At 57.9% G+C, this 21236-nt stretch carries 18 protein-coding genes and 1 tRNA gene; 13 read left to right on the top strand and 6 right to left on the bottom strand.

What is annotated here, in order from left to right; genetic code table 11:
* The first annotated feature begins 98 nt into the window (after positions 1-98).
* From VN622_04150 to VN622_04135, 4 genes are all read left to right on the top strand, one after another.
* Positions 99-8777 (top strand): glucoamylase family protein, encoded by an 8679-nt coding sequence (locus VN622_04150; GenBank protein ID HWR35049.1) that lies wholly within the window; start codon positions 99-101, stop codon positions 8775-8777.
* 257 nt (positions 8778-9034) lie between these two features.
* Positions 9035-9439: an ATP-binding cassette domain-containing protein gene (locus VN622_04145; protein ID HWR35048.1), complete on the top strand. Its 405-nt coding sequence runs from the start codon at positions 9035-9037 to the stop codon at positions 9437-9439.
* Positions 9436-10038: a tetratricopeptide repeat protein gene (locus VN622_04140; protein HWR35047.1), complete on the top strand. Its 603-nt coding sequence runs from the start codon at positions 9436-9438 to the stop codon at positions 10036-10038. Before VN622_04145 ends, VN622_04140 begins: the two co-directional genes overlap by 4 nt.
* A gap of 25 nt (positions 10039-10063) precedes the next feature.
* A complete protein-coding gene (locus VN622_04135; GenBank protein HWR35046.1) occupies positions 10064-10624 on the top strand; it encodes an RNA polymerase sigma factor in 561 nt (186 codons plus the stop codon).
* Positions 10625-10626: 2 nt separating this feature from the next.
* Here VN622_04135 and VN622_04130 read toward each other — a convergent pair whose 3' ends face one another.
* Positions 10627-11091 carry a putative zinc-binding protein gene (locus VN622_04130; GenBank protein HWR35045.1) on the bottom strand — a complete coding sequence of 155 codons (465 nt, stop codon included), beginning with the start codon at positions 11089-11091 and terminating at the stop codon, positions 10627-10629.
* Positions 11092-11466: 375 nt separating this feature from the next.
* On the opposite strand from VN622_04130, the gene VN622_04125 reads away from it, so the two are divergent.
* Positions 11467-12783, top strand: coding sequence for a type II restriction endonuclease (locus tag VN622_04125; GenBank protein ID HWR35044.1), 1317 nt, complete (start codon positions 11467-11469; stop codon positions 12781-12783).
* A 418-nt stretch (positions 12784-13201) separates the two neighbouring features.
* On the opposite strand, the gene VN622_04120 is transcribed toward VN622_04125, so the two are convergent.
* Positions 13202-13510, bottom strand: a complete 309-nt coding sequence (locus tag VN622_04120) for a hypothetical protein (GenBank protein HWR35043.1) — start codon at positions 13508-13510, stop codon at positions 13202-13204.
* A gap of 349 nt (positions 13511-13859) precedes the next feature.
* A complete protein-coding gene (locus VN622_04115) occupies positions 13860-14357 on the bottom strand; it encodes a hypothetical protein (protein ID HWR35042.1) in 498 nt (165 codons plus the stop codon).
* A gap of 66 nt (positions 14358-14423) precedes the next feature.
* On the opposite strand from VN622_04115, the gene VN622_04110 reads away from it, so the two are divergent.
* The 3 genes from VN622_04110 (at position 14424) to VN622_04100 (ending at position 15679) form a co-directional block, all read left to right on the top strand.
* The gene (locus VN622_04110; GenBank protein HWR35041.1) at positions 14424-14714 is read left to right on the top strand and encodes a hypothetical protein; all 291 of its coding nucleotides are present in this window, start codon (positions 14424-14426) and stop codon (positions 14712-14714) included.
* Between the two features lie 138 nt (positions 14715-14852).
* Complete coding sequence (locus VN622_04105; GenBank protein HWR35040.1) at positions 14853-15029, top strand: plasmid partition protein ParG; 177 nt, start codon at positions 14853-14855, stop codon at positions 15027-15029.
* On the top strand, positions 15026-15679 hold the full coding sequence (locus VN622_04100; GenBank protein HWR35039.1) for a recombinase family protein: 654 nt from the start codon (positions 15026-15028) through the stop codon (positions 15677-15679). The genes VN622_04105 and VN622_04100 overlap by 4 nt, the downstream gene beginning before the upstream one ends.
* A gap of 346 nt (positions 15680-16025) precedes the next feature.
* On the opposite strand, the gene VN622_04095 is transcribed toward VN622_04100, so the two are convergent.
* Both VN622_04095 and VN622_04090 read right to left on the bottom strand, forming a co-directional pair.
* Positions 16026-16496, bottom strand: coding sequence for a hypothetical protein (locus VN622_04095; protein ID HWR35038.1), 471 nt, complete (start codon positions 16494-16496; stop codon positions 16026-16028).
* A gap of 8 nt (positions 16497-16504) precedes the next feature.
* Positions 16505-17029, bottom strand: a complete 525-nt coding sequence (locus VN622_04090; protein ID HWR35037.1) for a type I restriction-modification enzyme R subunit C-terminal domain-containing protein — start codon at positions 17027-17029, stop codon at positions 16505-16507.
* Positions 17030-17043: 14 nt separating this feature from the next.
* Here VN622_04090 and VN622_04085 point away from each other — a divergent pair, with 14 nt between their 5' ends.
* From VN622_04085 to VN622_04065, 5 genes are all read left to right on the top strand, one after another.
* A complete protein-coding gene (locus VN622_04085; protein ID HWR35036.1) occupies positions 17044-17676 on the top strand; it encodes a hypothetical protein in 633 nt (210 codons plus the stop codon).
* Positions 17677-17735: 59 nt separating this feature from the next.
* Positions 17736-18515, top strand: a complete 780-nt coding sequence (locus tag VN622_04080) for a hypothetical protein (GenBank protein HWR35035.1) — start codon at positions 17736-17738, stop codon at positions 18513-18515.
* Positions 18516-18690: 175 nt separating this feature from the next.
* On the top strand, positions 18691-19215 hold the full coding sequence (locus VN622_04075; protein ID HWR35034.1) for a hypothetical protein: 525 nt from the start codon (positions 18691-18693) through the stop codon (positions 19213-19215).
* Positions 19196-19579: a helix-turn-helix domain-containing protein gene (locus VN622_04070; GenBank protein HWR35033.1), complete on the top strand. Its 384-nt coding sequence runs from the start codon at positions 19196-19198 to the stop codon at positions 19577-19579. The genes VN622_04075 and VN622_04070 overlap by 20 nt, the downstream gene beginning before the upstream one ends.
* A complete protein-coding gene (locus VN622_04065) occupies positions 19576-20781 on the top strand; it encodes a site-specific integrase (protein HWR35032.1) in 1206 nt (401 codons plus the stop codon). The genes VN622_04070 and VN622_04065 overlap by 4 nt, the downstream gene beginning before the upstream one ends.
* A gap of 138 nt (positions 20782-20919) precedes the next feature.
* Here the strand turns inward: VN622_04065 and VN622_04060 are convergent.
* Positions 20920-20996 (bottom strand) — tRNA-Met (locus tag VN622_04060).
* Positions 20997-21236: the final 240 nt, after the last annotated feature.

Here is a 21236-nt window from a genome sequence, read left to right as displayed (position 1 = left end):
ACCCTCCCGCCTGCGCTATTGACAATACCGCGTCAGATTGAAGGAGACATCAAGAGTTGACCGTGAACCGCAAGACGATCGGTGGGCCCTTGCTGCGCCTGAAGGCGCGGCTTCGAACTGCGCACTTGGCACGGAAGCAAGCCACAGACGAAGCCCCGCTTCGTGCAGAATTGTTGACTGCTCAACAGATGGAGCAGCACGGGAAGAGCTTGGCGGGCTTGCACCAGTTGGATTTGAAGCACGCGTCGGACCAACTCCTGGCCCGGTTAAATGAGAATGAAGATGTTCTCCTTGGCGTTCGCGGCCTGTTGACCGAAGCAGTGGCCGCGCAACGACGAATCACGCCTGCTGGAGAATGGCTGCTCGACAACTTTTACCTGATAGAAGAGCAGATCCGTACCGCCAGGAAACACCTTCCGAAGGGTTACAGCCGGGAATTGCCTCGCCTGTTAAACGGTTCATCCTCTGGTCTGCCGCGTGCGTACGCCATTGCTCTGGAAACGATCTCGCACGGCGACGGGCGCGTCGATCTGGAGAGTCTCAGTAGCTTTATCGCCGCCTACCAGACGGTCACCACATTGAAGCTAGGTGAACTCTGGGCCCTGCCTATCATGCTTCGGCTTGCATTGATCGAGAATCTCCGACGAGTAGCAGCGCGTGTCGCCACCGGCCTTACCGACCGGACACATGCCCAAAACTGGGCAGACCAGATGACGGAGACGGCAGAAAAGGACCCCAAAAGCCTGATCCTGGTGATCGCCGAGATGGCACGGTCGAGTCCCCCACTGGTCAGTTCCTTCGTCGCAGAACTGGCTCGTCGCTTGCAAGGACTGGGCCCGTCGCTGGCTTTGCCTCTCACGTGGATTGAGCAGCGGCTTTCGGAATCAGGTACGACGATCAAGCAGTTGGTCGAGACAGAAAACCAGCGCCAGGCCGCTGACCAGGTTTCCGTCAGCAACAGCATCGGAAGTCTACGTCTACTTGGCGCGATGGATTGGCGCGAGTTTGTCGAAACAATGAGCGCCGTCGAACAGATTCTCCGAGAAGACATTGGCGGCATATACGGCAGGATGGATTTCGCCACGCGTGACCAGTATCGGCACGTTGTGGAGAAGATCGCGAAACACGGTGGCCTCTCCGAGAGTGAGGTCGCGCGCGGGGCGATCCAACTCGCGCGTCAGAACGCAAATACCTCTGATAGCCCTCGTTCCGCCCACGTCGGCTTCTATCTGATCGACAAGGGACTACCGCAGCTCATAAAGGCGGCGGACGCGCACTTGCCTGGCAATCTTCGCACCTTGAGCGAGCGCTCTCCTCTCCTGCTGTACCTAGGCGGAATCGTAGTTCTCACCAGCGCCATTGCCGCAGTCTTGCTGGTCAAGGCGCATCACGGCGGTGTACATAGTTGGCTGTTCGCGCTCACAGGGCTCGTGTCGGTTCTATGCGCCAGTCATCTTGCGATTGCGCTTGTTAACTGGCTGGCGACACTTGTGGCGACTCCCCACCTGCTGCCACGGATGGACTTCTCGGAAGGCATCCCTCCGGAGTTGCGAACGCTGGTTGTGGTTCCCACGATGCTTTCCAGCGAAGCGAATATCGAAGAGCTGGTCGATGCGCTGGAAGTCCGGTTTCTCGCAAATCGCGACGACAACCTCCACTTTGGACTACTGACTGATTTTAGGGATGCAGGTAAGGAATCTCTGCCTGAGGATGAAGCACTATTGCAGCTTGCTCAACGGAAGATCGAGCAGCTGAACGAAACGTATCCTGGCACAAAGTCGAACACATTCTTCCTCTTTCATCGGCCGCGCCGCTGGAATCCCCGTGAGCGGGTGTGGATGGGATACGAGCGCAAACGCGGCAAACTTGGAGATTTGAATGCGTTATTGCGCGGGGCCCCAGCCGAACGTTTCTCCCTGATAGTTGGCGATACTCACGTTCTTTCGAACGTAAAATACGTGATCACGCTCGACACCGACACGCAGCTGCCTCGCGACTCGGCATGGCAGTTCGTTGCGGCTATGGCGCATCCACTGAATCGAGCGCATTATGACCGTGAGAAGCAACGCGTTGTAGAAGGCTACGGCATCCTGCAACCGCGAGTTGCCGTGAGCTTGCCGGGTGCGACACGTTCGCGGTATGCGCGACTGTATGGGAGTGAGCCAGGCATCGATCCCTACACCCGTGCAGTATCCGACGTTTATCAAGACCTCTTCCATGAAGGATCGTTCATCGGAAAAGGGATCTACGAGGTGGACGCCTTCGAACAGGCACTCGCCGGGCGCTTCCCGGAGAATCGCATCCTCAGCCATGATCTTTTGGAAGGCTGCTACGCGCGCGCTGGACTGTTGAGCGATGTGCAGGTCTATGAGGAGTATCCCGCCCGCTACGGCGCGGACGTAAGTCGCCGGCATCGCTGGATTCGCGGCGATTGGCAGCTCCTGCGGTGGGCCCTGGCAAGCGTTCCCGCACCCGGCGCGCTCTTCCAACGGAACCCGCTCTCCACGCTCTCGCGGTGGAAGATATTCGACAATCTTCGCCGCAGTCTCATTCCCGCGGCTCTTACGCTGTTGTTGATCCTCGGATGGATAGTCCTGGCCAGCGCATGGTTCTGGACGACGGCGGTGATTGCTATCGTCCTGCTTCCTTCTTTTCTTATTTCTGGCCACGATGTACTGCGCAAGCCCGCCGACCTTCACCTCGATCAGCATCTCGCAGCGGCGACGCATGCTGCTGGCAGGCATTTCGCCCAGGCGGCATTCACACTCGTGTGCCTGCCTTACGAGGCGTTCTTCACACTGGATGCAATCATCCGAACCGTGACACGGATGTGGTTCACTCATCGCAGGCGGCTCGAGTGGAATCCATCGGGCGCGGCCGGCGTCGGCAAAAGCACGAGCCTCGCTTCGGTGTATCGCAAAATGTGGTTTGCGCCGGCATTGTCTGTGGCTGCGGCAATCTATCTTGCGGCAGTGCGACTTCCTGCGTTTGCAATTGCTGCACCGTTACTCGCAGCCTGGTTCATCTCGCCCGCTATCGCGTGGTGGATCAGCCGGCCGCTTGTCCATCGTGGTGCAAGGCTCTCCACGGAGCAGACGGATTTCCTCCGGCGGATGTCGCGCAAAACTTGGACGTTCTTCGAGACGTTTGTCACAGCCGAGGACAACTGGCTGCCGCCCGACAACTACCAGGAGAACCCCATCGGAGCTGTCGGCCATCGCACGTCGCCGACCAACATGGGACTGGCGCTGCTCTCGAATCTGGCCGCGTATGATTTCGGCTACGTGTCCGCCGGGCAGTTAATTCAACGCACGGAGAATGCGTTGCGTACGATGGGCACGATGCAACGTCACCGCGGCCACTTTTACAACTGGTACGACACAGTCTCGCTGAAGCCGCTAATACCGATGTACGTTTCGACTGTCGATAGTGGCAATCTCGCCGCCGCCCTGCTGACACTGCGCCCGGGACTGCTTGCCCTCCCGGATGACAGGATTCTCGCCGCGCGATTGTTTGCTGGACTTAGCGATACCTTGGCGTGCCTGCTGGAGGCCACACAAGGTTCGTTTACCCCGGAACTCGCGCGCCTTCCGTCTGAATTGGCCAAGCTCTGCGAATCTCCTCCAACGACACTTACGTCGGCTCGCTTGAACCTTGAATCTCTAATTTCCGCGACAACGAATGTTGGGAAGGGGCTCCAGCGCGATTCAGATCGCGAAGGCAAGCAGCGGGCAAATGCTTTTGCCGATCAGTGCCGCGCTGCCATTGATGAACTGGCGTTCCTCGCACCGTGGTCCGTCGCGCTGTCTCAAGAGGGAAGCGGCTTCTTGTCCGATTACAACAGGATCCCTACGCTGCGGGAAATCGCAGCACTCGATACGGATTTATCCGCGCTCGATCAGCAGCAGGTGGGAGCGACCTCTGAAGACAGGACGCGAGTGACTGAAATTCAGTCGCTCATCAAACAAGGTGGCCAACGCGCGCGCGAAAGGATTTCGACACTCGCTACTCTCGCGGACCAGTGCGCGGAACTCACAGTTCTTGATTACGACTTCCTCTACGACAAGGCGCGCCATTTGTTCGCCATCGGCTACAACGTCGGCGAACGCCGCAGAGATCCCAGCTATTACGACCTGCTTGCCTCCGAAGCGCGGCTTTCTACGTTTGTCGCGATAGCGCAGGGGAAACTGCCACAGCAGAGCTGGTTCGCACTAGGCCGATTGCTGACCAACGCCGGCGGAGAGCCCACACTGCTTTCGTGGAGCGGCTCGATGTTCGAGTATCTGATGCCGCTGCTGATCATGCCGACCTACGAGAACACGCTTCTCGATGAAACCTACAAGTCGGCGGTCAACGGTCAAATAGCTTACGGAAAAAGGCGAGGCGTCGCATGGGGTATTTCAGAGTCGGGCTATAACACTACGGACGTCCACCTCAACTATCAGTATCGTGCCTTTGGCGTTCCCGGTCAGGGACTGAAACGTGGCCTTGCTGACGACCTCGTGGTTGCACCCTACGCCTCCGCTCTAGCGCTCATGGTTGCGCCCGAAGAGGCGTGTCTTAATCTGCAGCGGCTCGCGGCCGAAGGTGTCGAAGGTAAATACGGGTTCTACGAAGCTGTGGACCACACCACTTCGCGAGTGCCGCACGGCAAATCCAGCGCAGTGGTTTACTCATTCATGGCCCATCACCAGGGAATGAGCTTCTTGTCCCTCGCATACCTGCTGCTCAACCGGCCAATGCAGAAGCGGTTTGAATCGGACCCATTATTCCAGGCGACGACTCTGCTTCTTCAAGAGCGGATTCCCAAAGCGACTGCGTTCTATACGCATGCGGATGAGTCCTCCGCCGAGCGCCCAACCGACGGCGGCACGCGAACTCCCCTGCGCGTTTTCAAAACTCCGAACACGCTCATACCGGAAGTGCAGTTGTTGTCCAACGGGCGCTATCACTTGATGGTCACTAATTCCGGAGGTGGTTACAGTCGCTGGAAGGACATCGCTGTCACTCGCTGGCGCGAAGACGCAACCTGCGACGAATGGGGAACCTTCTGCTTTATCCGCGATGTTGCCAGTGGACAGTATTGGTCAACAGCGTACCAGCCCACCCGTGAGCCCGTTGAAGAATACGAAGCGATTTTTTCAGATGCGAGGGCGGAATTTCGTTGCCGCAATCTCAATTACGATACCCACACGGAGATCGCCGTCTCCCCCGAAGATGACGTCGAAATCCGCCGCATCACAATCACTAACCGTGGCCGAACGCGCCGAGTCGTAGACGTCACCAGCTACTCGGAGGTCGTGCTCACGTCTTCAATCGCCGACGCACTGCATCCGGCGTTCAGTAACTTGTTTGTTCAGACCAAAATCATTCGGAAGCAGCGCGCGATTCTTTGCACGCGCCGACCTCGCTCGCGCGACGAGCAGTCGCCGTGGATGTTTCACCTGATGGCGGTGCATGGGGCCGACACCGGTCAGCCTTCTTATGAAACGGACCGCATGAAGTTCATCGGGCGCGGAAACACGATCGCTGATCCGCAGGCGATGAGCGGCAGCGCGCAGCTCTCCGGCAGCGAAGGTTCGGTGCTCGATCCTGTTGTCGCGGTTCGCCACCTGGTGACTCTTGGTCCGGGAGAATCCGCCACGATCAATATTGTGATCGGAATGGGCGAAACCCGCGAGGTATGCCTGGCGATGATCGATAAATACCAGGACCGGCATCTCGCAGACCGGGTGTTCGACTTGGCATGGACGCACAGCGACGTATTTTTACGGCAACTTAACGTCACCGAGGCCGATGCGCAATTGTATGCGCGCCTCGCGAGTTCGATCCTATTCGCAAATTCCTCGCTACGCGCAGATGCCAGCGTGCTGATAAAGAACAACCGCGGGCAATCTGGTCTGTGGGGGTACTCGATCTCTGGAGATCTGCCTATCGTGCTGCTGCAGATCGGAGACCCGGAAAAGATCGACGTGGTGCGTCAACTCGTGCAGGCGCATGCTTACTGGCGCTTGAAGGGCCTCGCCGTGGACCTGGTCATCTGGAACGAAGATCGTGCAGGCTATCGGCAAGTTCTGAACGAACAGATACTGGGACTGATTGCAGCCGGTATCGAGACGGTCCCCCCTGGAAAGCCAGGAGCAATCTTCGTACGCTTTGCGGACCAGATGTCCGCCGAAGACCGCGTTCTACTGCAGACGGTTGCTCGCGTCACCATCTCTGACGGCCAGGGCTCGCTGGCCGATCAGGTGAATCGTCGCGCCCCGGTTGCATCGGCGGTTCCGCGCTTGACACCAATGCGGACACATATTGCGGAGCCCGATGCTACGGCGGCGCAGCCTCGCAAGGATCTGACGTTTTCAAATGGAGTTGGCGGATTCACTCCTGACGGGCGAGAGTACGTCATTACCACCACCCCGGAGCAAGCGACGCCTGCGCCGTGGATCAACGTGCTCGCGAATGCCAAGTTTGGAACCGTGATTTCCGAGTCCGGTTCCGCCAACACCTGGGCCGAGAATGCTCACGAGTTCCGCCTTACTCCCTGGAACAACGATCCCGTCAGCGATTCCTGTGGAGAAGCTTTTTACCTGCGCGACGAGGAGAGCGGCTACTTTTGGTCACCTGCGCCGCTACCCGCTCGCGGTGCGACACCGTATGTGAGTCGGCATGGATTCGGCTACAGCGTCTTCGAACACGCAGAGGGCGGCCTCCGATCGGAGTTGTGGATTTACGTCGATCTGAAGGCCGCCGTAAAGTTCGAAGTGCTGAAGGTAAGAAACGAGTCGGGACGATTGCGCCGCCTTTCTATCACCGGATACGCGGAATGGGTTTTGGGTGATCTGCAATCCAAAACATCCATGCACGTCGTAACCGATGTTGGTCACAACAGTTCCGCTCTATTTGCGCGTAATCCCTACAACACGGAATTTGCGAACCGCGTAGCCTTCTTCGCATCTGACGCTGCAAGGCAGACGCTCACGTGCGATCGCACGGAGTTCCTGGGGCGCAACGGCACACTTCGAAATCCGGCCGCGATGTTGCAGTCGCAGCTTTCTGGCAAGGCAGGCGTTGCATTGGATCCGTGTGCCGCGATACATGTGCCGTGCGAGATTGCCGATCGCGAAGAGCGCGAGATCGTCTTCATTCTGGGCGTAGGAGTAGACGCCGAAGATGCGAGCAACATGGTGCGTCGCTTCGCTGGCCACGCCGCCGCCCGAGCCGCGCTCGAAGAAGTTTGGGAATATTGGAATCACACACTGGGCGCAGTGCAGGTGGAGACACCCGACGAATCTCTCAACGCACTCACTAACGGCTGGCTCGTTTACCAGACGCTTGCATGCCGCGTTTGGGGGCGCAGCGGTTTCTATCAACCCGGAGGAGCATTTGGATTCCGCGACCAGCTGCAGGACGTGATGGGGCTAATCCATGCTCAGCCACCGCTCGTGCGCGAACACCTGCTACTGTGCGCTTCGCGCCAGTTTCCGGAGGGAGACGCCCAGCATTGGTGGCATCCGCCTGCTGGCCGGGGTGTGCGTACGCACTGCTCCGATGACTACCTATGGCTGCCTCTCGCAACGTGCCGGTACGTGCTGATGACGGGCGACACCGGTGTACTCGATGAGCGCATTCACTTCATCGAAGGCCGCTTGGTGAACCCGGACGAAGACTCCTATTGGGACCTGCCCACGCAGTCGCAAACCGTTGCCACCCTTTACGAACATTGTGTGCGAGCTATTCTGAAGAGCACCCCTGTCGGTGAACACGGACTCCCTTTGATGGGGGCCGGAGACTGGAACGATGGCATGAACCTTGTCGGCCAACAAGGCAAGGGGGAAAGCATCTGGTTGGGATTCTTCCTTTACCAGGTACTCATGCAGTTCGCTTCCCTCGCGAAGCTGCGTGGTGATTTCTCCTTCTCCGAACGTTGCGCGGCTCAAGCGTCGCAACTGCAAAACAATATCGAACAAAGTGGGTGGGATGGCGAATGGTATCGCCGGGCTTACTTCGACGATGGTACGCCGCTGGGCTCGTCAACGAACGCCGAGTGCCAGATCGATTCCATCGCACAGAGCTGGTCCGTTTTGTCCGGAGCAGGTGACAACGACCGCTCGCACATGGCGATGGACTCACTTGATCGGCGTCTTGTTCGTCGCGATGCCGGATTGATTCAACTTCTTGATCCGCCTTTCGACAAATCGGAATTGAATCCAGGCTCGATCAAAGGCTACGTCCCTGGCGTAAGAGAAAACGGTGGCCAATACACGCACGCGGCCATATGGGCTGCCATGGCATTCGCCGCTCTGGGCGACGGTCGTCGCGCGTGGGAGCTTTTCGAGATGATCAATCCCGTCAACCACGGGAGATCTGCCGAAGGAATTCAGACCTACAAAGTGGAACCCTATGTGATTGCCGCGGACGTGTATGCAGTCGACCCGCATACGGGGCGCGGAGGATGGACCTGGTACACGGGTTCTGCCGCGTGGATGTATCGGCTCATCACCGAGTCGCTGTTGGGGCTGAGACTGGAAGTGGACAAGCTTCACTTTGAGCCGTGTCTTCCTGTGGATTGGCAGTCCTTCAAACTTCACTACCGTTATCGCGAAACGCATTACCACATCACGATCACACAAACGCGGGGTGCAGGCATCGACTCACACGTAACGGTTGATGGTGTTCAGCAAAACGACAGTTGCATTCACTTGGTAGATGACCACAAGGACCACGTAGCTGTTGTGCAACTCGCCGTCCGAACCCAAGTGCCGGCGTTCTCTCGCTGATTCGGTGAAGACTGTGAGACATCGACCAACGGCTGCATTTGTTTCCTGCCGACCGGTTGAACCAACTGTCTGAAGGTCAGCAAGAGGATCAGCGCCGCATCACGCTTATCGTTCTTCTGCTTGCGCGGTTCGGTAGCGACTCTTGGCGGGGTGCCTTTCCTTGCACTCGATGTCGAGTTCCTCCATCAACTCCAGGAACCACTGCATCGATCCGGTCGCCTCAATGCCGACCTGCACCGGGCCTTCAAGAGAATGTGATGCTCCCTCTCGCCACCGTCGCGAAGCCGAGCCGCACCAAACGCCAGAAGGCACTTGAGCTCTTGGAACGTGTTGGTCTTGCAGACAAGGCGAACAGGCTGCCCAACCAATTATCGGGAGGAGAGCAAGGCAGAGTGGCGATTGCACGCGCACTCGTGAACGAACCGCCTGTGCTCTTAGCAGACGAGCCGACCGGAACTCTCGACAGTCAAACGGGTGGCGAGATTATTCGTATCTTCCGTAAGCTGAACGAGAATGGACAAACGATCTTCATGGTCACCCACAATCCGGACAATGCACGAGTGGCCCACCGAACACTCTTGATCCGAGACGGACGGTTAGAGCCTCCAACGATTTCACCGCCCGTCCAGCAAACGCTTTCAGGACAGGAGTCATACGTATGAGTCGCCGCACGCAAGCTCAAGCCACCCCGCCACAGGGATACTGGTCAGCCAGTCAAGCCTACATCCTCGCCGTGATTACGCTAGTGGTCGGCTTCGCGGCGGGTTACTTCTTTCACGGGTCTGGACAGACTGTCACACCAATTTCCAGCTCAACTCCGCAAGTAGCGATGCCACCTTCACAGGACGCGATGGTCACGCCCCTGCTACGCCAACTTGAAGCGATGCCTCGCGACCCAGCATTACTAGCCCAGATCGGTAACACGTACTACGACGCGAAGGACTATGCCAACGCCATTGAATACTACCGACGGTCGCTTGAGAATAAGCCCGACAGCGTCGACGTCAGAACAGACATGGGTACTGCGATGTGGTACTCGGGCGATCCTGACGGCGCACTCCGTGAATTCGAGAAGTCGCTTCAATACCAGCCGAATCACGGCCACACCCTGTTCAACAGGGGTATCGTGAGATGGCAAGGTAAAAACGATGTTCAGGGAGCATTGGCAAGCTGGAACCAGTTGCTGGCATCAAACCCAGGTTATCCTGAACGTCAGAAAGTCGAGCAGTTGATTCGGCAGCTCAAATCGGAAGGATCCTAAGCTGCGTCATTAGATGGAGATGCCTGTGCGAACACCGGATGATGGAATCGAGCAGTACCGTGCGGCCGTGACTCGGTACCTGCGTTATCTGGTTCGCGACGCCTCCGATGCCGACGACCTGACACAAGAGGCCTTCCTGCGCGCACACCAGCAACGAGGCGCATTGCGAGATGTGGCAGCAATGGAGAGCTGGCTGTACCAGATTGCGACGCACGCCGCCATCGACCGGATGCGGCAGCGTGTACGATCCTCTCGGCGGGAGATAGCCGAACCCGTCGAAGACCTGCCCCTTACTGACCAGAAGCAAACATCCCCACTAGCGATCGTGCAGCAAGCGGAGATGAGCGCCTGCGTGCAACGCTACGTGGCCAAGCTCTCGGACATGTACAAGGCGGTGCTGCTACTGCACGATGCTGACGGTTTGACCGGCAACGAAATCGCGCGCCTGTTGCAGGTTCCGCTTTCCACGGTGAAGATGCGGCTCCACCGTGCGCGTCGGAAATTGCAGGCCGCATTGAATGAAGGCTGCGACTTTGAACGTGACGGACGCGGCGTTTTCGTGTGCGAACCAAAACCTGACCGGTGACCTCAGAGCCTCACCGCGATTGTGTTGGCTAGCGCCCGTGCGTGCTCGTTAAGTTCAAACTCTGGCATCTCCTCAATGCCGAAGAGCTTTCGATCGAAGTCGTACAACCGGTCCGCAATGATGACCTCGGGCTCCAGGCTCGGAATAACGCCCTTCATCATGCGCGTGGCACACTCGATCAAGCAGCCCTCGATGGCGAGGATACGAGTTGCATTCCGTGCCAGTGCACGCTGGCCGGTGTCTTTGGTGAAAGCGCCGCCTAGGCACAGGCGTGCCGTCTTTTCTGGGGCTAATTGCGAGCAGAGGATGTTCGCCGCTCGCCGTGCAACCTCCCCTCGCAGGCAACCGCCCTCGCAAGACATGACGACTATCGGTTTTGACGCCTGCCTCTGGGCATAATCCTCACACAACGAGCAGGCTTTACTGGTCTTCTGAATCATTACCGCCTCGTACTCTGCAGTACGCATGGCTTGTCCTCCTACTAAGCAGGACGACACAGGCCGGGAAATGGATACAACAAGCGTGGATGACTCAGGCGAGGCGCATTTGAGGACCATTGCCCTGCAAGCTCTCGAGACGAATCCAGATCGAGGAAGGGATTTCGGGCTGGCTGAATAGCGCACCGGCCGAGCGACTCCCGTTGGCTGTGAAGACGCCACCTCGACCCGGTCCCGGCGTTCAGCAGCTCAAGTCTGGTGTCTCTTGGTGCCCGTGGTACTCATGGGTATCACCCGCACGCGAGAAAGGTAGTTATTCCTTCGCTGTTAAGCCCCCAGAAGGTACTATGTCCTCGGAAATGGCCGAGGCTCCTCGGTTTTCACTCAAGGTGCAGAATGTCCGCTATGAGCTCGACTGCTTCAACCAGTGCCGCGATTCAGATTCTGATCTCCCGCTGGCGGGAAGATCCGGATGCCACATATCAAACCTGGTTTTTATGGCCAGAACGCCTGAAGAACTTCCGGTCAATACGACGCGGCATAGAACAGGTCATCGCCGAAATTAAGAGCGACAGGTTCGGAACAGCCTATCGGGGATCCTCACTAGAGACCGTGGTCAAATCTATCGCCGAGCAACGGCAAATCTTTAAGGGAGCAGATCATCCCTTTCTCTGGAAGCCCAAGCTTCGCATTCCAGATATTTACGAGTCACGTGCCAACCAACTCGCATTCGGCCAGTTCCTTGATACCTGTATGTGCTGCAACACGGAGGCACAATTGGTCTCAGCCGTTCATCGGCTCGATCAACAAGCCATCAAGGGCCTCGGACCTGCTGCCGCAAACCTCATGTATTTTCTTCATCCCACAATTATGCCGCCGTTTAATACTGCGATTGTTAATGGGTATAACGCGCTGACTGGGGCAAAGGTGAAGCTCGGGAACTGGGGCGAGTACCTGGCAATGAGAACCGGCATTCTGCGAATCGTCGAAGAACACCGTGCCTTACTGTCCAATGACCTCGGAGCCGTAGGCGGGCTGCTCTTCGATATTGGGCAGGAGCGCTATGCTCCCCCTCCAATTGGAAAGGACGAACAGCAACGGGCCAAGTGGGAAAGCGACCTTGCGATCGTGCGCGAACTCAGCGCCAAGGAGAGGAAGGCCGCAGACGAAGCAAGAGAAGGAGATCGTACGCACACTGAGATTCAAGGATGGCTTCGCGACCTTGGGCGAGCGCTTGGTTTCGCTGTTTGGGTTGCTGCGAATGACCGTTCGCGAACGTATCTCGCGGGCAAGTTATCGGACAATTGCCTGACTAAACTCCCGGTATCGGTTCTTGGAGGGGGCGATGCAGTGGCCTTGATTGATGTAATTTGGTTTACATCGGAGGGTGTTCCGGCTGCGGCATTTGAAGTTGAGCACACGACTTCAATCTATTCTGGGATCGTGCGACTTCTCGATCTCGCCCGGGGCTCCGACAACGAACCCGCGGTACCGCTATTTCTTGTAGCCCCTGACAACCGGGAAAGTGAAGTGCGAGAACAACTGCGGAGACCGGCATTCCGCATGACGACGTCCAACCTTCGTCTTCGGTATCTTCGATACGGAGAACTCGAGAAGAACCGAGAGGCCATTAGTCGGTTTGGCAGCGGTTTACGACCAATTGAACTGATCGCAAAGGACCTAACTTATTGCCAGTATTCAGGCCAGCGCGAGACTAGTTGATACCCAGTCACTCCGCGTCCCCGCGCTTTCAGCGGGGCGCGGCGGGCGTAAAGAGAAGATCGAGTCTCCTGTTCTGCTGTGAATACCTCTCGCATGTTGTCGAGCGGGCGTGGGCGTAGAGAAAGAACTCACTCTCCTGCTGGTCTTGATCGACTGCTGAGAAATCCCGAACCCAATAGAGAAGACACCTACTCCTCTCTCTCCATCTCCTGATGTGCCGGATACGACGTGGCACGGCCAGGCCATCGCACATCATCGAATACGGAATACGCAAACAGTAGCGACGTGGATAACCGGTGCAATCAGCGCGAGGAAATCAACCTGGTGGCGGCGCGGCGGGGAGTAGAGAAAGAACTCACTCTCCTGCTGGTCTTGTTCGACTTGCGGGGGCTCGGTCCTAAAGTTGCGGTGATGGCACTCAGTGACCAAAACGTTGGACAATCCAGCCGATAACTGTCCCACCAATCGCGCCGAGCACGATGATGGGGACATAGGTTTTCGTGATAATGGCATCGGCGAGGCTAAGAAGCACGGCAACGATTAAGCCACTCGCCCAACCGGGCCATGGGAGCGTGACTGCCCCGAGAACGAAACCGATGGAGAATCGGTTGATAAACGCTCCGAGCAGCGCCGCTTTCTTGTCAGGGAAAGTGAGGGGAAGCATCGAGGCGGCAGATAAAGCGCCGTAGACAAGACCACAAACTGCCCCAAGCATCAGCCGTGACATAGCGCCGAATTATCTCACGCCAGCAGCTCACGAACGGTTTAGAACACTGCCCGCATCTTCGGGAACGGCTTCGGCCCAGGTGGCGCAGTTTCCACGCCGGCACCGGCCCAGGTGCGCAGTTTTAACAGCGAACAGGGCCCGCCAGACCGGTGCCGGAACCTGGGAGCAAGATCGCCACGCACCCATCCCGATAGATCACTGAACAACAGAGACTTACGACTGATCGACGCTAATCCGCGGTAGCGGATTCTGAAGGCGGCAGTTTCCGGGATCATAGGGAAACTCCTAGTCTGCACCGGCTCAACCGCGCGGGCGACGAACGTCGCCCGTAGTTTCCGGTACCGCGTCGTCAACGCTGATGCCCCGAACCTTCGTTCAGGATCTCGACGCCGAGGATCTTGGCCGCGCACATGGCGCCGTACTCGTTCGCGCCCGCCAGCGTGATGTCGAACGGCATCACCTGGTCGCTGTAAACCGGCGAAGCCAGTTCATGCAGACCGTAGATGTCGGACACCTGCGTGTCGAGCTTGTCGATGGTTTCGCCGATCGAGAGGCCGTTGCGGCGCACGATGGAGGACTGGAACAGAGCGTTCGCGTCCGGCGCATCCTGGCTGAACTGAGGACGGATCTCGTCGATGTCAGCGACGTACTGGCCCCGTGCCTTGTGGAACAGGTTCAGGAGAGCGTGACGATCGAAGTTGATCCAGATGAGGTTGCCGGCAATGCCGCGCTTGTTACGCGAGTAGGCACGTGGGTCCGCACTGCCCATCGTATAGATAGGCGCTTTCTCGCGAGTGATGGCGTAGCTGATCTCGCCGGCTTTGGCTCGACACTGCTCTGAGTACATACTCGTGATCGTAGTTATCCCGGCGGTTTCCGCTTGACAGCGCCGCCCGTTCAGGAGTATATGAGTATGTCTCTTTCGAGCCCCACACCGACCCTTACCTGCGCCGCCGCCAACCGTCTCGACTGGACCTTCGCCCTCGCCCGCTATACCACCGACCGCCGGGAACAACTCGGTCTGACGATCCCGGCCGCCGCCGAACTGGCCGGTCTGCAGCTCTCCGAGTGGTTGGGCCTAGAGGACGGCTGGGTGCCCGACGATCTCGCGACGCTGCGGGCGATCGCCGGCGCCCTGCGGGTCCGCTGGACGGACTACAGCACGGTGGCGTTCTTGGCCAGGTGTAGTCAGGAGTGCCGTTAGCGCAGCGCCGGGGATCCGATCTGGCCTTCTTCGGGTCCCCGCTCCCTCTCCCCCGCGCCGAAATCCTGATGCGGCTGTACTCATAACCAGATATGCTCACCTCGGAGGGCGACCGGCCCGGACGAGGAGGTGAGCGGAATGGCAGAAGTGAAGGTGAAACGAATGAACATCAACGTGGAAGTCACCCTGCACGACGCCTTCAAGGCGGCGACCGCCGCCCGAGGCGTCAATATGACCGACGTCCTTCTCCAGTTCATAGAAGACTACGTAGCGAAGAACGGTGTATCGCCGAAGAAGAAGACGGGGCGCAAATGAAGCGAGCGGCCCTGTACATGCGCGTCTCCACCGTCGATCAGCACCCCGAAACGCAACTGCACGACCTGCGCGGCCTCGTCGCGCAGCGCGGTTTCCAAGTCGTCCAGGAATACACCGACAAAATCTCCGGCGCTAAGGCAAAGCGCCCCGGCCTCGATCAACTCCTGGCAGATGCGCGCCGCGGCAAGTTCGACATCGTGATCGTGTGGGCGTTCGACCGCATGGCGCGGTCGGTCCGCCACTTCCTCGAGGTACTCGATGACCTAAACCAACTGCAAATCGAGTTCATCAGCTTCCGCGAGAATGTCGATACATCGGGCCCGCTCGGCCGCGCCCTAGTCGTCATCATCGGGGCGATCGCCGAGCTCGAGCGCAACCTCATCATCGAACGTGTGCGCGCCGGCATGCGCCGTGCCCGGCTCGAAGGCCGGCGCATCGGCCGCGAGCCGCTGAACGTCGATCGCCAAGCCCTACTTCGTGACCGCGGCCGCGGCATGAGCCTCACCGACCTGGCGAAGGCCTACCGGATCTCGCGCACAAGCGTGTGCCGCGTCCTCCGCGAACACCGTGCCGACGACCTAGTGCCCAAAGGGGTCGTTCCGGCGCCTCTGCAAGTGCAAGAAAACACGCGGGGAGAAATCCCCGCGTGAGGTAGTGTCCAAGACTCCGGGTTTAGACACCGTCCCCGCCGAAGGACAGCGCCCTTGATTCATTTCACGAGCCCAATACCGCCCTGTCACGCCAGGAGCACCTCGATGAAATGCATCTAGTCCTTCCAGTAATATTCATATCCGATCGGCGCGATGGGTTTAACCGGACGGATGGGTTTGATCGGAGGAATGGGCTTTATCGGCTTGATCGGTTGGATTGGGCTGATGGGTTTGATTCCTGTTGGTTTCTTCCTGAGATGCCACGCCATATGCGATGCCTCCATAAGTAGAATTGGACTGCAGTTTCACACGTCTCCTGTAGCCACTCAGCCGGGCCACAGCGCTCTCACTCCATGACCGCAGGACGGATGTGAGTGGCGTCACCTGTTGCTATGACGGCGCCACAGGCACAGTCACTTTGGATCGGACGGTCGCTCTCATCCAACTCCCATTCCGGTAAGAAGAATTTCAAGTCATTCGGTGTTCGGTTCGTGATCCGAAGTGCGACCTGCATGAACTCCATCAGTGCAAGGCTAACCCCGAGCATGTTGAGGGGCAGCACGCTGGGCTCCACACCATCGGTTTCCTCGGGTGCAAGACCGTAAGGAATTCGCCGTTCGATACCTCCCTGAGTGCCCTGCGCCTCTCGAGTGAGAATGCGCGAAGAGATCGTTTCACGGCACCATGCACACGGAATTCCAGGGGACCACACATGGGCGTGTGTCATCAGGGCGTCGATTCGTTTGTGTCTATCGGGGTGTATCCAAGACGCCATGTCCTCTCCGGCATGAATACCCCACATTACAGGTTCTCTCATGATTGCCTCTATGACGCGTATAACAGGGATTGCATCTGAACGACCGCATTACGAAGTTGATCTGAACCACCGAATAGCGCAGCGATTTCCATCACATTGCCATGGTCAGAGATGGGTGGAACCTTGAGGACGTCGGGGATCAGGAACTCACTGGTACCGTGCTCGGCGTATTTCTCCAGGAGTTCGTCCAAGGTGGCCCGCGCATGGGGGGCGTAGCGATCAAAGAAATCCTTGCGATCTTTTCGTAGCCGCTCAACGCGTTCACGCCGTGTGCGAAGCGGTGCATTGAAAGCCAAGTGACAGAGCAAGTCGAAAGCGTCCGCATCCGGCTGTTTCGTCTCAAGCCGGACTCGATCAATATCAATGCCCCGATCTTCCAGCGCAGTGACGATCTCACTTCGCTGCGTAGCGCTTGCCCACTTCTGGCGCAATGACTCCGCGGACTGATAGAGCGTGCGAACTTTCTCGCCGGTGTAGTCGGTGAACTTTACAACCTTGAGCTGCTTACCATCGGCATCGAGTTCATGTGACAAGCGGCCTCGGACGTATGCGCACCAGAGTCCTTAGAAAGAAGATCTCGGAACAGAAGGCGTTGGCAAGGAGAGGGCTTGGGCCCATCGATGGACGGCTTCGTCAGGAACTTGCCGCGATGAAGATGAGCGAGCAGCGCTACTTGCAACTAAGGAGAGAGACTGCATCGCTGCGGGAGAAAGAAGCCAAAGAGCTTTCAGAGCGCGATCGCCGCCACAAAAAACGAACAATCCGGTCACTCGAGCGGTACTTAAAGCGATCTAACCGCCTGCTCCTGGCTTTGATGGGGAATCCCGAATACGACGCCACGTTGACAATGTGGCAGCAGCATGTCAGGTGGATGAGGCTGAATCTCGTTTACTTCAAACCGCTGCCACCGATAATTCGGCCGAAACAGCGACAGCAGAAGGTTCTCGACCTCCTCACCGAGATGGCGATCCGAGGTCTGAAGAACGAAGGCTACGCACCACCAGAACCACGTGAACTTCGTCGAGTGGTGCGGCTGTATGTTCGCTCTTCTAACAGGGGCCGTGAAGGACGCAACTCCGTTCCTGGAATGCTGAAGTATCCAAATCATTTCGACAGCACGTGGTTTCTCGCACAGTGGGTTATCTCGCGAACTGCTGCTGAGCTGGAGCGCCTGCCATGAAGGGGCGGAAGCGAAGGCCATCCAAATCGAGGCAGAACATTACTGCACATCGACGTGCTATGGCCGATCCAGCGCTGCAAAGGCAAGTTGCACGGCTTCGCCGCACGTGGGCGAAATTGGGGCACGTCGAACGCGGTCTTCATCTTCGAAGGCTCGCGGACGCTGGATGCTCGACGCGCGGTATTGCCGAGGCCATTGGTGTTTCCGCGACGACCGTCCGACGTTTCCTTGAGATCGCGTCCCTGCCCGACTATGAGCGCGAGAATGTGGCGAACGGCGTGTCTGCGAAGAAGGTATTGTCCGCCCGAGCTAGCGGTCGCCGACATCGCAGGACTCTTCAGCGCCTGGCCATTGAGAAGGAATCTGGAAAGCTCAGCGACGAGCTCTCGGACATTGTGATCGGATTTGCGAAAGGCGAACTCGGTGACTTCCGAACGACTCCTGATGAGTTGCCGCTGTTCCTGAACGCGGTTGGACGCGAAGTGAAGTCACAAGATGCTTTGCATGTGAAACGCGAGCGAGTATCGAAACGCCTCGCTTTGAAGGACCAGCTGAAGGCCGTCAGACCCAAGCGTCCGAAGAATGATCATCCTATTGAAGAACGGGCCGAATGGTTGGCGCGTTTCGTTCGGGCTCGGTTCTCGGAACCCGTGATCTGGGAACGCGCATTGGAGAAGTCTGCGAAGCGTGAGAAGGAGCTCGTACCGCTGCGTACTCTGGCTGACACCGTGCGCTCCAAGTCATGGGGTCCCACTTTCATTGTTATTCCACCCCGTCCCATAACTAGACCTGCCCGGGAAGTCATGAAACGGCAAGGTCGAAAACCCGCCGAGAACTGACGCAGTGCCGTTTCCAATGCCGTTTGAACCCTTCTGGCACTCGGCTACGCATCTGGCTAGGTCAAACCACGTATCACGTGTTTTCTGACTAATTTATGCTTGACATTGTCTAGACAAGGTTGCAACAATGTAGCCGATGCGAACGAATGATGATTCCGAGCAGTCCCTCAGCGTCATGGAGTATTTCATCCTGGCGCTGGTCGGCAAGGCCCGGCTGACCTCTCTTTATGCCTTTCAGCAAAGGGCAGGTCTCCAGCCGGGTGGCATCCGAACGTCGTTGCAGCGGTTGGAAGATCACGGTCTGCTAGAGCGCGCTAAATCCGGAAGTCGGCAACGGCGAGATCTCTCGCTGACCCCCGCCGGTGCCCGCTTCCTCGAAAAAACGTGGAAGCATTGCCTTGCCGACTACCCGGACGCAGAGAGCATCTTGCGAGCGGCCACTATCGCCGTACTCATGGGCGATCAACACTACGCGGCAGAGTATCTGTCGGGCGTTGCGCTCACGCGCGAATCATCAGGAGAGGAGAAGAACATGGAAGCAGAACGGTTGGGAAGAGGGCGGTTAGAGCCGCTGTCCACCTATGCGTGGATGCGAGCCCTAACCGAGGCTCAGCGTCGAGAGGGAGAAAGCAAAGCCTTCTCGAAGCTGGGCCGAACCCTGAAGGAGAAGCACCAACCAGATGTCGTTCAACAGCGGTAATACACGGCCCTATAACGCAGATGGTGCGGCGATTCCGCCGTCCGTCTTCAACACTCAGCAGCAAGCCGCCAGCCACGTTCCGCCGACGTCGCGCGAACTCCAGCGGTTCATCGAACGCAAGCGGTATCAGGAACTCGGCTACGAACTCCCGATGAACAGCAAGGAAGCAGCCGCGTACATCGGCTACCACCAGAAGACGGTCGAGCGCATGGCGCGCGAGGGGGAAATTCCCGCACATCCTGCCTCGGGCGTACGTCGCAAGACGTGGAAATTTTACGCCTCCGAACTGGACGCATGGCTTCGCGGCAAGGTAAGCTCACGTCGCCATCCGTGTTCGCCTAACGGAAAGGACACCGTTCAGTGAGGCGAGCACGTTATCAGTACGGGACCGTGGAGTTGAGTCCGCGGTCCCAAGGTCCCGCAGTCTGGGTCTATCGTTGGCGGGAGCCCGGCCCCCAGGGGAAGAGCATCCGCCGCACCTTGGTTCTCGGCACAACTGAGAAGATCAAGACGAAGGCCCAGGCGCTGAAAGCAGCCGAGGGATGTCGGCTGAAAGTGAATGACGACTACGCGACGACGCGCGTGATCACATTCGGAGCATTGATCGACCGGTTCATCCTCGAAGAGCATTTACACGAAGCGAAGGATCGAAACCGCTCGGTGGGGCTCGTAGCAGAGGATGAGGCGTTCAACTACGAACTTCTCGAGCCTTCTACGGCGAGTTCTTACCTGTCGATGATCAAGGTGCATATCCGTCCGCGGTGGGAGAAAGTCCCGCTTGAGGACGTCAAGCCTGGGAAGGTGGAAACTCGGCTCAAGAGCATCGATCGCGAGCCGAAGACAAAAGGCCACCTGAAGGAGCTGATGCACCGGCTCTTTGAAAAGGCAATGTTGTGGGAGCTGTTGCCTATCGATCGTAATCCGATGGAGTTGGTAACGGTCAAGGGCATCAGCAAGCGAGCGAAAAAGCCGACCGTGCTCACGGTTGAGCAATGCCTCATCATAATCTCGCTCTTGCCAGAGCCGTATCGCACGATGGTGATGGTCGCCATCTGCACCGGCCTGCGCGTGAGCGAGATCCTGGCGTTGCGCTGGAGCCGCATCGACTTCGAGAACCTGACGGTGACAGTGAGGGTGAAAGTGGTCAACGGGCGTGTCGGTCGCGTGAAGACCGAGTACTCCGAAGACGAGCTTCCACTTGATCCGGAGTTCGCAGCAGTACTGCTCAATTGGAAGAGCCGTTGCCCGAAGTCGCCGGGCGACTGGGTTTTTCCGAGCCCGTTCACCGACCGTTGCTACCATGCCGGCCCCATTCAGCAGGACTACATCCGTCCTGCTGGAAAGAAAGCCGGGGGCGTGTCGGTCGGCTGGCACACGTTCCGTCACACGTACCGTACGTGGCTCGACGCGACCGGAGCCCCCGTTGGCGTTCAGCAGAAGTTGCTTCGTCACGCGGACATCGGCACGACGATGAAGTACGGGAACGCGTTGATGGAATCGAAACGCGATGCGAACAGCAAGGTCGTTCGCATGGCACGTCCGCTCCTGCAACAAGCACACGCGTAGTTATGAAATGCAGTTCGAGGAATTGAAAAAGGGCTGCTCGCGGCAGCCCTTTTCAGTTGATCTAACGAGTGCAGATCTTAATGGACCTGTAATGGACCTGCGCTCGGAGCGTTCTTGGCTCGCAACTCGTTGATTCTTTGGTTGCGGGGGTAGGATTTGAACCTACGACCTTTGGGTTATGAGCCCAACGAGCTACCAGACTGCTCCACCCCGCACTTGAATAGTATCAAGCAGTACTGATTGCGTCAAACTTGTCCTGATGTCCTTACCTCGGAAAGGCCACGAGTCGCAAGGCTTACGGTTAATCAGCTACCTGTCAGCGAGTGTTTCGAAGAGAATCCTCTGTCGACGGCCCGGTTGCGACCGCGCCACTTCTGATCTCCCTCTGATGATCTCTGCAGTTTTACGGCCTCTACTCTTCATCGTTCGCGCATTCATTCGCTACAATGAATTCA

This window comes from Clostridia bacterium, from assembly GCA_035561135.1.
In the GTDB taxonomy this organism is placed as follows: Bacteria; Acidobacteriota; Terriglobia; order Terriglobales; family Acidobacteriaceae; genus DATMYA01.
Note: the sequence above shows the minus strand (reverse complement) of the source record. Positions and strands in the feature narration are given on the sequence as shown.